This is a genomic window from Brevibacillus sp. BC25 (assembly GCF_000282075.1).
Taxonomy (GTDB): domain Bacteria; phylum Bacillota; class Bacilli; order Brevibacillales; family Brevibacillaceae; genus Brevibacillus.
On sequence record NZ_AKIX01000102.1, the window covers coordinates 1 to 12869 of the forward strand.

Below are 12869 nucleotides of genomic sequence, written 5' to 3' on the forward strand. Positions count from 1 at the left end.
AGGCTGGAGCGCTTTCTTTTATAATGAGAGCTGCCGTAATGGGAATGTCCGTACCGGTTGCTAGAGCTGTATTTTCTGCGATGCTTGTAATCGCTGCTGCTGTATTTCCGGTGCTTGTGCGAAGATGAGTGATTACCGAGTAAATTTTTCAAAAGCTTCTTGAGCATATCAATCACTCCTAGTTAGGTTGGAAGTCTATTCCGTATAAGTATATACGAATATGTTGGAGAATCGTTTCATTATTTTTCTACGTTTTCGTGAAAGGCTGGACCGATCAGATCAATCCGGTTCGTCCATATTCCTCCTGTAAAGCTTGCTGGCACTCTTTTTAAATCAGTCGGAACATCAAAGCCTTGCGACACATCTCCACTCCCTGCGACTAGGATCACGCGGGTGTCTTTTGCTTCCATTCTTGCCATGAAACGATTCGGCCAACCCCAGAGCCATGGGGCAATCTGATCAGGAATATGCAATTGGGTTTGCGCACACGCTTCCGGTACATATCCGGACCAACCAGTTGCGATGTACGGGATCAGGCAGCTTTTCATTGTCGCCATAGACATCACACGCAGCTGGGGCACTTGCTCTTTCAATGTCTCGATTGGCTTGTCACCGCCATAAACAGAGAGCTGTGCCAGTCGTTTTGCAGGCAATTTTGCCAAAACATCCGCCAACGCTTTCCCCTCGAGTGGGTCATTGCTTTTGATATGGATAAGCAGCGAGCGATCAGGGAATGTTTGTAGCACATCATCGAGAGAGGGCATCATGCCAATCCCTTTTCCACGGAAGGGGAAGGTTTTCCCTTCGTCCGCTGTATAATGGTAGCCAATGTCAAGCTGTTGTAATTCGGCCAAGGTATAATCTCTCGTGACTCCGGTACCATTTGTCCGACAGTCGAGCGTCCAGTCATGAAACACGGCAAATCGATTGTCTTTCGTCCATTGTACATCGAGCTCGACAACGGCCGCGCCTGCATCAAAAGCCGCCTGCATGGACGGAATCGTATTTTCTAGGTACGGATGCTCAGGTGGATAAATCCGCTCCGCCGTACACGTTTCATTGCTGATGTTCTCCATATGAAAGGTTTGTGCCATCCCGCGATGAGCAAGCAAAAAAGGCTCGCCTTCTGGCTCTTTTGCAAGATAAGAGCTGTTACACAGGAACAGGAAAGCGATGAAAAGAAGGGGAATCCAGATACGTTTTCGCTGGAACCATTTCTTTCGTGGTTGATCTCGTTGTATTGACATGATGGGTACCGCCCCTTCCTTCAAATACTCTGTTCATTGTAGCAAAACGCAAGAGAGGAAGGTACATCCTTTGGGAGTAGGGCTTGGGGCTTGGCATCATTCGAAAAGACTGGCACAATAGACGGAAGATAAGATGTAGCCCATGAAGAGCAAGGGGAGGTTCCATGAAAATAGCTTTACACCAAATCGCTTATCAGATCGGTATGCACCCAACTGAGATGGCGAAGCTTGTCTACGAGGGTGAAATAACGGGAGAGGTACCTGAGCACAATCCGCAAGCGAAGGATGCCTGGGTGGATTTGCACTCTCTGCGTAACTTCATTCAATGGCGATACGATCAGGGGCGAGTGGACCAGATGTTCTATGATAAAGCTATGCGTCACCTGAACAAAGCAATGCCAAAAAAATAATCGAATTCGGAGGAGAAACATGCGAGACTCTATCATTTACTGCATGGTACCAAAAACATACTGGGAAAAGTGGATGGACAAGGATCACTACTTACCGCGCGATTACGAGCAGGAAGGCTTCATTCACGCGACAAAAGGGGAAGAGCTGCTTGAAAAGGTAGCAAACCGCGTCTACGCACAGTTTGATGAGGAGCTGTATGTACTCGTTGTCGATGAAACGAAAACGACTTCGGAAGTCAAATACGAGGCTGCGAAGGATGGATTGTTGTATCCGCACATCTATGGACCGCTGAATCAAGACGCGATTGTGGATAGGAAGCAAATGAATCGGATAGACGGCCAGTGGCGTCTGGGAACGTCCATCCGCTAATCTCTACCAGTTAAACCATTTGAGTAGCGCAAGCACTTCTTGACGCTTGGCCTCAGGTAACTTGTCGAGTCTGCGCAAGAGAAGATCGATTCGCATGCGCTGTTCCACTTCGGATTCAGGTACCTTTTGCCCCTTCACCCATTGTCGTTTCAGGCGGACGGGATCTATATCAGATATGATCCGAAGCAGCTTTCTTTCCAACAAATCTAAGGAAGCCATAGTTGAAACCCTCTTTATTGTTTAATCCGTTTCTTCTATTATAACATGGGTACATAAAGAAACCATGATTGGCGCACAATGGTAAAGGTGTTGAATATAACCCTTTGTAGGAGGCGTATCGATTATGGCGAAGCCGGATGACCGTTCTGACAACGCAGAAAAGCTTCAACAGATGATTTCCAATACGGAAGAGAACATTCGTGAGTCCGAAGATTACCTGACGGCTCATGCTGGGGAGATTTCTGCTGAGGAAAAAGCAACCCTCGAAGCAAAAAATCAGCGTCGTGAAGAAAGCATCGAGGGATATCGCGCGGAAATCAAGGATGAATCTTCGCAGGCTTAACCTTGCTACCAAACGTCTGGCGCCAACTACGCGTCAGGCGTTTTTTCATTCTATCGGGCAAAAGTGCAACAAAACATGATTTGTTTTGCGAAACATGGTAATCTGTAATGGTACAAATTGAAAAAGAGGAGAAAGACTTATGAAGCGACCAGAAGATACACGCGTCGTTGTCGGCATGTCCGGCGGAGTCGACTCCTCCGTGACGGCTTACCTGCTTAAGCAACAGGGATATGACGTCATCGGCATCTTCATGAAAAACTGGGATGATACCGATGAATTCGGCCACTGCACGGCGGAAGAAGACTTCCAGGATGTCCGGCGCGTCTGTGAACAGATCGGCATTCCATATTACACGGTAAACTTTGAAAAAGAATACATGGACAAGGTATTCCAGTATTTTTTGGATGAATATAAACGGGGACGTACACCGAATCCGGATGTCATGTGCAACCGTGAAATCAAGTTCGGTGAGCTTCTCGCCAAGGTCATGGATCTAGGGGCGGATTATATTGCAACCGGCCATTACGCGCAGGTCAAGTACATCGACGGCGAGTACAAGCTGATTCGTGGTGCTGACAACAACAAGGACCAGACTTACTTCTTGAATGTATTGGGCCAAGAACAGCTATCCAAAACAATGTTCCCGATTGGTAATCTCCCGAAACCTCAAGTAAGGGAGATCGCAGAGAAAGCAGGGCTCTATACAGCGAAAAAGAAGGACAGCACAGGGATCTGTTTTATTGGGGAGCGCAACTTCCGTGACTTCCTGCAAAACTATTTGCCTGCCAAACCAGGAAATATCGAGACCGTAGATGGAGCAGTCATCGGTACGCACGACGGACTGATGTACTATACATTGGGTCAACGACAAGGCTTAGGAATAGGCGGAGGTCATGGCACGAGCGGACAGCCTTGGTTTGTTGTAGACAAAGATTTGGAGCGGAATGTCCTGATCGTTGGTGAAGGCTCTGATCATATCCGTCTGTACTCGAAGAGTCTCTTAGCGACCAACGTGAGCTGGGTGAGTGATAAGAAGCCTTCTGAAACGTTTACTTGTACAGCGAAATTCCGTTATCGCCAGCCAGATCAGGGAGTAACCGTTCACCTGCTGGAGGATGGCACCGTAGAAGTTGTATTTGATCAGCCGCAAAAAGCAGTGACACCTGGTCAGGCTGTCGTCTTCTACGATGGGGAAGTATGCTTGGGTGGCGGTACGATTGACAAGGTACGCTTAGTCGACAAAGAGAACTAAGATAGACGGGGGAAGCACTTGGTGGATGCTACGAAAAAATCAAAAGTGATTATCGTTTCGTTTTTGGCGGGAGCGGTTCTCTTGGCGATCATCTCTTATTTCGGGATGGCCTCCTTGGGTAAAGAGCATATGGCGACGATCCAAAACGTCATCAAGGAGAACGGTGGGGTTGTTACCGCAGGTGGAGTGACAGCGGTTCCGCTGGAGGAAAGTCCCTTTACTAACAGCGGAAAAGGCAATACCATCTACCGAATCTACTATACGAAAGAGGGGCAAACGTTGACGGCTTGGTATCGTGCTGATAACGAATCCTCCATCAAGAAAGAGCCGGAAGCATGGATTCTGCCGTAAAAACAAGGATAAACCTGACTGGGAGAGTGAAGGCATCACATGACCCAATATGCTGGACTGCGTGAGCTGGCTGAACTGATTCGAAGACTCGAGCCTGAGTTAGCGGGTGCACAATTAAGTATTCTTGCTCATGAAAATAAAGAGGGAATCGCAACGCTGTTAGTGGAAGGACTCGGGACGAAGGTTTCTGTCCAAAACAGCTCCGGCGAATATGCGAATCATTTGGCGATTTTGCGTGTAGGAGCGAACAAGTACACCTTCGCGCAAGATTGGAGAGAAGTGTACATCAGTGAAATCAATTACTGCGCGTGTCGCATACCTCCGGGGGCACATGGATTGTTGGTTCGCCATATCGATTATCCAGGCGTGATTTATGATGTCTCACGAAAACTGGCCGAACATCAAATCAATGTTTCCAAGTTGAATGTATCGCGCGAGCAAAAAGGGAAGAATGCCCTGCTTATCTCTGTGACTGATGAAGAGATTACACCGACGATTGTATCTGCCATCGAAGAGCTACCCCAAATCACCAAAGTGTTATCTCTACAGTAAACGAGTCATGATAAACAAAAACTGCCCGTTTTTAGCGGGCAGTTTTTTTCGTAGCGAATTTGAGTCCTTGGTTAATTAAGGCTGGCAAGACGGACGAATGATTTTCGTCAGCAAATTCTTTAAAGGAAGCCTTGATCTGACCTTTGCCCATGGAGGACAATCGTTCGATCATCGCCAGGGCTTTTTCTTTGACCAAGAATCGCCCATCGTTTTCCAACTCTCCGATGGTGAGAAGCGCATGGACGTCGAGCTCCTCTGTCAGCAGGCCCGGCAATTGACTCTCCTTCGCAAGCAGCACATTCTCATTCCAGTGGATCGAGGGACTGCCAGCTATATACCGCTGAAAAGCGTGTGGTCTCGACAAAAGTACATGCAAGACAAACAAGCCACCTAGCGAATGTCCAAAAATCGCTTGCTGCGTCCGATCGACGGGGAAGTCTTTTTCGATGCTAGGCTTGAGCTCCTCCTCCAAAAAGGTCAGGAACTGTTCTGCTCCCCCCATCTGAGGCCAGTCGGCTCCTTTTGGGTTGCCAGGAAGCTCCGAGACAGGAACCTCATACGTGTAATCAAAGAAACGGGCAGGATGGTACGGACCGTCCGTTGGATACCCAATCCCGACGACGATAGCAGGATACACGCCAGTTCGTTCAGGACCGCGTGACTGTATCCGTATCGCTTCGGTCATAGTTGCAAATACAGAGTTGCCATCTAGCAAATATATGACGGGAAAGCCTGATTCCGGAGGGGGATCGGCAGGTATACTTACGAAAATATGATAGTCCCGCTCTTGATAAGTCATGATTTTACTGAAAGAACGAGGAATGACGACAGGTTGATAGTCGGTGCTTTTCATGAGGGCTACTCTCCAATCTCTCCAAGGCTAACCAACACGCACAAAATCTATTATATGAACGAGAACCAGAGATTGGCAATAGCCGAAAAAGGAGAATAGTTAGTTTTCGAAAAGAGCCCATACTGAGCTTGACTCCTACGATATATTGAGGTAAAGTAAGTTTTACCAACTACATATTGATGCGGTAAGGTGTTTACCAGCCAGATTTGGTAGACTTAATAGGGAAGTCGGTGAGAATCCGACGCGGTCCCGCCACTGTAATGAGAGAGTTCCATTTGCGAAAGAATGCCACTGATCATGACCGATCGGGAAGGTGCAAATGGAGCGATGATCCAAAAGCCAGGAGACCTGCCTAACCGCTTGCACTGTTTAACCTACGGGAGATAGGGAAGTGTTCGAGCGCTCAATTCGCATTTGCGAATTGCTAGATGGAAGTCATCACGCGCATTCGGCATGTAAACGTCGGATGCGCTTTTACTTTGGCTAAATAACATACATACAGAGTAAAAATAGCAGGATAGGATGAGGGACATGCTAATCGCTTTTGATTCAAAAACAGGAAACGTCCGAAGATTCGTCAACAAAATTAATTTGCCACATGTGGAAATTAATCAAGAAATGGTGCTGGACGAGCCGTTCATTTTGATAACATACACGACGGGATTCGGACAAGTGCCGGAGAAGGTGGCGACGTTCCTGAAGCGAAATCATGTCAATCTGCGCGGAGTATCCGCCAGCGGCAACCGCAACTGGGGAACCAGCTTTGCTAAAAGCGCGGATACGATCGCGAGCCTATATGGCGTTCCGGTGATTTCTAAATTTGAACTGTCCGGTACCGGCCGTGACGTGGAACAATTTACGAGTGGGGTGGCAGCAATTGCGGCATATTGAATTGAACAACGAACTGATGCAGCGTGGCAACGACGGATTTTATCAACTGGAAAAGGATCGGGAAGCGGTTGCGGTCTTCATGGAAGAAGTGCAGTCCAACACGATGACTTTTGGCAGTGTCAAAGAACGCATGGACTATTTGATCGAGAATGACTTCTATGAAAACGTCTATGAAACATACACTGTTGAGCAGGTCGATGAAGTTTTCCGTTTGGCCTATGACGCTGATTTTCAATTTGCTTCGTACATGGCTATCTCCAAATTTTATAAAGATTACGCCTTGAAAACGAACGATAAATCGATGTACTTGGAGCAGTATCCAGACCGGGTGGCCGTAGTGGCACTGTCCCTTGGACAAGGTGACTTTGAGCTAGCCAAGCGTTTAACTGTCTCTATGATGGATCAACGCTTGCAGCCGGCGACCCCAACCTTCCTGAATGCAGGCAAAAGCCGCCGTGGAGAAATGGTCTCCTGCTTCTTGCTCGAAATGGATGATGCACTGAACTCCATCAACTTTATTTTGGGAACTTGTATGCAGCTATCCAAAATTGGCGGCGGTGTAGCTGTGAACCTGTCCAAGCTTCGCGGACGAGGAGAGCCGATCAAAGGCGTCGAGGGCGCAGCAAAAGGTGTTATGCCCGTTCTCAAGCTGTTGGAAGATGCGTTTTCCTACGCGGATCAAATGGGGCAACGCAAAGGCTCAGGAGCAGCGTACTACAACATCTTCGGCTGGGATATCAACGAGTTTCTCGATTGCAAAAAGATCAATGCGGATGAAAAAGCACGCATCAAAACGTTGTCCATCGGCCTGATCGTACCAAACGTTTTCTACAAGCTAGCTGAGGAAAACAAGCCATTGACTGTGTTTGCTCCGTACTCCGTGTACAAAGAATACGGCGTGCATCTGGATGATATGGACCTCGATGATATGTACGAGGAGCTCTTGGCAAACGATCGCATCAAGAAAAAGACCGTCATGAGCGCACGCGAGATGTTGACCAAAATCGCGATGATTCAAATGGAATCGGGCTATCCTTACATCATGAACAAAACGAATGCGAACAACAACCATGCGCTGAAAGATCTTGGTTCAGTGAAAATGTCCAACCTGTGCACGGAAATCTTCCAGTTGCAGGAGACTTCGACGATTAGTAATTACGGAGAGATGGATATCATCCGTCGAGACATTAGCTGCAATCTGGCATCGCTCAATATCGTCAACGTGATGGAGCGCAAAATGATCCGTGAATCCGTCCACGAAGGAATCGAAGCCATTACAGCCGTGAGTGACATGACGCGTGTAGAAAACGCTCCAGGCGTTCAAAAGGCAAACCGTGAGCTGCACTCCGTAGGGCTCGGTGCGATGAACCTGAACGGCTATCTGGCAAAGAACAGAATCGCTTACGAGAGTGAAGAAGCGAAGGATTTCGCTCGTACGTTTTTCATGATGATGAACTTCTACTCCTTGGAAAAAAGCATGGAAATTGCCAAGGAAACAGGCAAGACCTTCTTGGGCTTTGAACAATCGGAATATGCAAAAGGCACTTATTTTAACAAGTACTTGACGAACGATTACAGCCCGCGGACGGAAAAAGCAAAGCTTCTCTTTGAAGGAATGCACATTCCGACGCCAGAGGATTGGGCGGACCTACAGCAAAAGGTGCAAAAGCATGGCGTTTACCATGCGTACCGTTTGGCGATTGCACCGACACAGAGCATTTCCTACATTCAGAATGCGACTTCTAGCGTGATGCCAATCGTTGAGCATATCGAAACGAGAACATATGCCAACTCGACGACGTATTACCCGATGCCGTACTTGTCGCAGGAAAACTATTTTTACTACAAATCCGCGTATGTGATCGATCAATTCAAAGTGATTGATCTGATTGCCGAAATTCAAGAGCACATCGACCAAGGAATTTCGACTGTGCTGCACGTAAACAGCAATATTTCAACCAGAGAACTGGCTCGCTATTACATTTACGCAGCGAAAAAAGGTCTGAAGTCACTCTATTATACGCGTACGAAACATTTGACTGTAGAAGAGTGCATTAGCTGCGCTGTTTAGTGAACTCGATTTATAAAAGGAAAAGCATCAAGCAAATAGAGAAGAGGAACGCCATATGAAAGCAGTCAATTGGAACAGGCCGGACGACGATTTTACGATGACGTTTTGGAATCAAAACATCATGCAGTTCTGGACGGATGATGAGATTCCGCTGTCAGATGACAAGATGGCCTGGATGGAGCTCAGTGCGACTGAACGGGATACGTATAAAAAAGTATTGGGCGGTCTCACCTTGCTGGATACGGTTCAGGGTGGAGTAGGAATGCCGAAGATCATGGAGCATGTCGATGGACTGCAAAGAAAAGCGGTTCTCGCCTTCATGGGCATGATGGAGCAAATCCATGCCAAATCGTACAGCAGTATTTTTACAACGCTGGCATCGACTGAAGAGATTGACGGTATTTTTTCGTGGGTAGAAAACAATCCACATCTGCAAAAGAAAGCGGCCCTCATCTCGAAACGCTATCAAGAAATTGAGAAACCAAAAGACTTGTACATGGCGATGGTAGCGTCCGTCTTCCTGGAAAGCTATCTGTTTTACAGCGGATTCTTCTATCCGCTCTATTTGGCGGGGCAAGGCAAGATGACAAGCAGCGGGGAAATTATCGATCTGATTGTTCGCGACGAGAGCATCCACGGACTCTATGTCGGCGTTCTCGCGCAAGAAGTATATCAAGGTCTGAGTGTGGTCGAGCAGACCGCAGCAAAAGAGGAGCTGTATGCTCTTTTGCATGAGCTGCAAGAAAATGAGGAGGCTTATACGACTTCGTTGTATACGGAAATCGGATTGGCTGACGAAGTTCATGTGTACGTGCGCTACAATGCGAACAAGGCTTTGATGAATCTGGGACTGGACCCGCTATTCCCGGAGGAAGAAGTGAACCCGATCGTACTGAACGGCATTCGCACGCAGACGAAGCAGCATGACTTCTTCTCGAAAAAAGGAAATGGTTATGTCCGCACGCTAAACGTAGAGCCGTTGACCGATGATGATTTTACATTTTAGTATGACAAAAAATGGAATATGTGTTACTGTATGAACAGTATGCTGCCCTGCTAGTTAACTGGGGCACTTCACAGAACCACGATAATTTCATAGGAGTGGGAACAGGTTCTTTGGTGATCAAGATCGACCAAGGATGAAAAGGGAAGTCGGTGAGAATCCGACACGGTCCCGCCACTGTATGAGGGGAGTCGGCACATTTATCAGCCACTGATCCAAACGGATTGGGAAGGCATGTGCAGATGATGATCCCAAAGTCAGGAGACCTGCCTGTTTCGACGACACTGCTTAACCTACGGGAGATAGGGAGGTGTTAGGATGCTGTGATCTCAGTGCTTATTTGGCATTTCTAACGTTCTTTTTGATCGTTGGAGATGCCTTTTTTATTGGGCGGATTCAAGTCAAGATCGAATAAAGAATGGAGAGGAAGCTCATGAAAAGCAGCAATTTGGGATATCCACGGATCGGGAAGAACCGCGAGTGGAAAAAGGCATTGGAAGCATTTTGGGCAGGCACTATCGATGAGGCAAGCCTGGTACAGCAAATGGAGCAAATCCGTCACCAAAACCTGTTGCGTCAGCAGGAAAAAGGGGTCGAGCTGATCCCTGTGGGTGACTTTACGCACTACGATCACATGCTGGATATGGCTGTGATGTTTGGGATGGTCCCCATGCGTTATGAATACGAGAGAGGCCCGGTTTCATTAGCCACATACTTTGCCATGGCTCGTGGTTCGAAGGAAGCTGTCGCCAGCGAAATGACGAAATGGTTTAACACGAACTACCATTATATCGTCCCGGAGTTTGGTGAACGACAACCAGCCATAACCGAGAACAAGCCTCTCCAGGCATACTTGGAGGCTAAAGAAAAGTTTGGCATCATCGGAAAGCCCGTCATTGTAGGCCCGTATACGTTTGTCAAATTGTCCAAAGGGTATGAGAAAAACGAATTTGAAATCGTCGTGGATCAACTCGTTCCGCTTTACATAGACGTTCTCCGCGAGTTGGAGCTGCACGGCGTGGAATGGGTGCAAATCGATGAGCCTGCATTTGCACTGGATGTATCGGAGCATGATCGCGCCATCATCAAACGTATCTATGCGCAAATCGGTCAAGCACTACCACATCTACAGTGCATGCTGCAAACCTATTTTGAAGCGGTGGATTGGTACGAGGAGCTGATTTCCTTACCGGTAAAAGGAATTGGTCTTGATTTTGTACACGGAGCGATGCGCAATCTGACCAATCTGAAAAAACACGGGTTTCCAGCAGACAAGATTCTCGGAGCGGGAATCATCGACGGTCGAAACATATGGCGTGCGTCCATTGAGGAGAAGTGGGAGCTGATCAAAGAAATTTCCGAGATCGTTCCGCTCGAAAAGCTGTGGCTGCAGCCGTCCAGTAGTTTGTTGCACGTACCTGTAACGGTTGAAGCAGAGAGCGACTTGCCAGTGGAAGTCATGCCTGTATTGGCGTTTGCCGACGAAAAACTGGGAGAAGTACAGCTCTTAGTCCAAGGATTCCGATATGGTAAGTATGTCATTTCGAAAGAGATCGCCCAAAATGAAGCGGACTTGCTGAAGCTGGCATTATCTCCAGCGAGGAATCGTCGAGAAGTGCAGAATGCTTTACGTCAAATAGCTGCTGCAAAACTTGAACGAAGTGTTCCTTATCTCGAACGTCGAGAGATTCAACAAAATACGTGGAAGCTGCCACTGTTGCCAACTACAACAATCGGAAGCTTCCCGCAGACGGCGGAGGTTCGCCAAGCCCGACAGCAGTTTAAAAAAGGGAACTGGACAGTGGAGCAATATGATGTTTTCATTCAGGCACAAATCAAGGAATGGATCGAAATACAAGAAGAGCTCGGTCTGGATGTCCTCGTCCATGGTGAGTTCGAACGAACAGATATGGTAGAGTATTTTGGCGAAAAGCTCGATGGCTTTTTGTTCACGAAAAACGGTTGGGTGCAGTCATATGGCTCGCGCTGCGTCAAGCCACCTATTATTTACGGAGATGTGGAGTTTGTAGCACCGATGACGGTCAAAGAAAGTATGTATGCAAAATCATTGACCGCCAAGCCAATGAAGGGTATGTTAACTGGCCCAGCAACCATTCTGAATTGGTCGTTTGCTCGAGTCGATATCTCCAGACAAGAAGTGTGCGAACAAATCGCTTTGGCATTGAGAAAAGAAGTAGAAGCATTGGAAGAGGCGGGGATTCTCATGATTCAAGTGGATGAACCAGCGCTGCGCGAAGGACTTCCGCTCAAAAAAGAAGAGCAAGCAGCTTATCTCGAGTGGGCTGTCAGAGCGTTTCGTTTAGCGACTTCCACCGTTGCGCCGAGCACCCAGATTCATACACATATGTGCTATTGCGAATTCCATGATTTCATGGATGTCATCAGCGAACTCGATGCCGATGTGATTTCGATTGAAACTTCCCGCAGCCATGGAGAGCTCGTGTCTGTGTTCGAAACAGGTACGTATGACAAAGGCATCGGGCTCGGCGTATACGACATCCATAGCCCACGAATTCCAGCTGTCTCAGAAATGGAAGATATGGTAGCACGAGGTGTACAAGCGCTTCCACCAGATCAATTTTGGATTAACCCGGATTGCGGGCTGAAGACAAGAGGGAGAGAAGAAACCGTTCAGTCATTACGAAACATGGTTGCGGCAACGAAGGCGATTCGGAGTCGTTTGACAGCCCAGTAGGGAAGGTGCACACGATGAGAGGAGCCACACCACAAATGATGACAGACGCACGACCGATCCACCAATCGAGAACCTTTTTGACTGATCTCGTCTTTCCACCGGATACCAATCACCACCACACCATTTTCGGTGGGAAAGTCATGGCATATGTAGACAAGATCGCCTGCATCGCAGCCATGCGCCATTGCCGTAAACCTGTTGTCACTGCGTCCAGCGATTCCTTCGATTTTCTCGCGCCAATCAAGACAGGAGAAGCGATCAACCTGGAGGCTTATGTCACCTGGACTCATAAGACATCGATGGAAGTATTCGTGAGAGTGGAAGCGGAGAACTTGTTGACCGGGGAAAAGCGCATGACAGCACGTGCGTATCTGACGATGATTGCCCTCGACGATCAAGGAAAGCCGACGCTTGTCCCGAATGTCATTCCCACCACAGAGGAAGAACGCAATCAGTATGAAAAAGCAAAGGAACGACATGCATTACGAAAAAGGCGGAAAGCAGAGTTGTAAGGAGCAAAACCCCTCGTCCTAAATTGAAGTGCACCCCTTAGAATAGACATTGGAAAAACCCCTAGGTTTAACCGATGAA

Annotated in this window: 14 protein-coding genes and 2 riboswitches; of the genes, 11 read left to right on the plus strand and 3 right to left on the minus strand. The window is 47.7% G+C overall.

The features are described 5' to 3' along the window. Nucleotides 1–239: 239 nt before the first annotated feature. Nucleotides 240–1247, minus strand: coding sequence for a glycerophosphodiester phosphodiesterase family protein (locus PMI05_RS23255; protein WP_007727152.1), 1008 nt, complete (start codon nucleotides 1245–1247; stop codon nucleotides 240–242). Between the two features lie 164 nt (nucleotides 1248–1411). Between PMI05_RS23255 and PMI05_RS23260 the strand changes: the two genes are divergently transcribed. Both PMI05_RS23260 and PMI05_RS23265 read left to right on the plus strand, forming a co-directional pair. Next, the gene (locus tag PMI05_RS23260) at nucleotides 1412–1657 is read left to right on the plus strand and encodes a hypothetical protein (protein ID WP_007727153.1); all 246 of its coding nucleotides are present in this window, start codon (nucleotides 1412–1414) and stop codon (nucleotides 1655–1657) included. 19 nt (nucleotides 1658–1676) lie between these two features. After that, nucleotides 1677–2027, plus strand: coding sequence for a DUF952 domain-containing protein (locus tag PMI05_RS23265; RefSeq protein WP_007727162.1), 351 nt, complete (start codon nucleotides 1677–1679; stop codon nucleotides 2025–2027). A 3-nt stretch (nucleotides 2028–2030) separates the two neighbouring features. Here PMI05_RS23265 and PMI05_RS23270 read toward each other — a convergent pair whose 3' ends face one another. Then, nucleotides 2031–2246, minus strand: coding sequence for a hypothetical protein (locus tag PMI05_RS23270; RefSeq protein ID WP_007727165.1), 216 nt, complete (start codon nucleotides 2244–2246; stop codon nucleotides 2031–2033). A gap of 124 nt (nucleotides 2247–2370) precedes the next feature. On the opposite strand from PMI05_RS23270, the gene tlp reads away from it, so the two are divergent. The 4 genes from tlp to PMI05_RS23290 all read left to right on the plus strand — a co-directional run bounded on the left by tlp (nucleotide 2371) and on the right by PMI05_RS23290 (nucleotide 4744). Then, on the plus strand, nucleotides 2371–2589 hold the full coding sequence (gene tlp, locus PMI05_RS23275; protein WP_007727168.1) for a small acid-soluble spore protein Tlp: 219 nt from the start codon (nucleotides 2371–2373) through the stop codon (nucleotides 2587–2589). 139 nt (nucleotides 2590–2728) lie between these two features. Beyond that, on the plus strand, nucleotides 2729–3841 hold the full coding sequence (mnmA, locus tag PMI05_RS23280; RefSeq protein ID WP_007727169.1) for a tRNA 2-thiouridine(34) synthase MnmA: 1113 nt from the start codon (nucleotides 2729–2731) through the stop codon (nucleotides 3839–3841). Between the two features lie 21 nt (nucleotides 3842–3862). Further along, the gene (locus PMI05_RS23285) at nucleotides 3863–4192 is read left to right on the plus strand and encodes a hypothetical protein (RefSeq protein WP_007727172.1); all 330 of its coding nucleotides are present in this window, start codon (nucleotides 3863–3865) and stop codon (nucleotides 4190–4192) included. Nucleotides 4193–4231: 39 nt separating this feature from the next. Continuing rightward, nucleotides 4232–4744 carry an ACT domain-containing protein gene (locus PMI05_RS23290; RefSeq protein WP_007727174.1) on the plus strand — a complete coding sequence of 171 codons (513 nt, stop codon included), beginning with the start codon at nucleotides 4232–4234 and terminating at the stop codon, nucleotides 4742–4744. A 31-nt stretch (nucleotides 4745–4775) separates the two neighbouring features. Here PMI05_RS23290 and PMI05_RS23295 read toward each other — a convergent pair whose 3' ends face one another. Further along, on the minus strand, nucleotides 4776–5597 hold the full coding sequence (locus PMI05_RS23295; protein WP_007727177.1) for an alpha/beta hydrolase: 822 nt from the start codon (nucleotides 5595–5597) through the stop codon (nucleotides 4776–4778). A gap of 170 nt (nucleotides 5598–5767) precedes the next feature. Next, a riboswitch (cobalamin riboswitch) is annotated at nucleotides 5768–5968 on the plus strand. A 160-nt stretch (nucleotides 5969–6128) separates the two neighbouring features. Here PMI05_RS23295 and nrdI point away from each other — a divergent pair. The 5 genes from nrdI to PMI05_RS23320 all read left to right on the plus strand — a co-directional run bounded on the left by nrdI (nucleotide 6129) and on the right by PMI05_RS23320 (nucleotide 12790). Next, entirely contained in the window at nucleotides 6129–6488 is a 360-nt protein-coding gene (gene nrdI, locus PMI05_RS23300) for a class Ib ribonucleoside-diphosphate reductase assembly flavoprotein NrdI (protein WP_039961253.1), read from the plus strand. Beyond that, complete coding sequence (nrdE, locus tag PMI05_RS23305) at nucleotides 6475–8559, plus strand: class 1b ribonucleoside-diphosphate reductase subunit alpha (protein ID WP_007727182.1); 2085 nt, start codon at nucleotides 6475–6477, stop codon at nucleotides 8557–8559. The genes nrdI and nrdE overlap by 14 nt, the downstream gene beginning before the upstream one ends. 55 nt (nucleotides 8560–8614) lie before the next feature. Next, nucleotides 8615–9565, plus strand: a complete 951-nt coding sequence (gene nrdF / locus PMI05_RS23310) for a class 1b ribonucleoside-diphosphate reductase subunit beta (protein ID WP_007727185.1) — start codon at nucleotides 8615–8617, stop codon at nucleotides 9563–9565. An 86-nt stretch (nucleotides 9566–9651) separates the two neighbouring features. Beyond that, nucleotides 9652–9851: riboswitch (cobalamin riboswitch) on the plus strand. Between the two features lie 144 nt (nucleotides 9852–9995). Further along, entirely contained in the window at nucleotides 9996–12278 is a 2283-nt protein-coding gene (gene metE, locus PMI05_RS23315; RefSeq protein ID WP_007727187.1) for a 5-methyltetrahydropteroyltriglutamate--homocysteine S-methyltransferase, read from the plus strand. Nucleotides 12279–12292: 14 nt separating this feature from the next. Continuing rightward, nucleotides 12293–12790, plus strand: a complete 498-nt coding sequence (locus PMI05_RS23320; protein WP_039961255.1) for an acyl-CoA thioesterase — start codon at nucleotides 12293–12295, stop codon at nucleotides 12788–12790. Nucleotides 12791–12869: the final 79 nt, after the last annotated feature.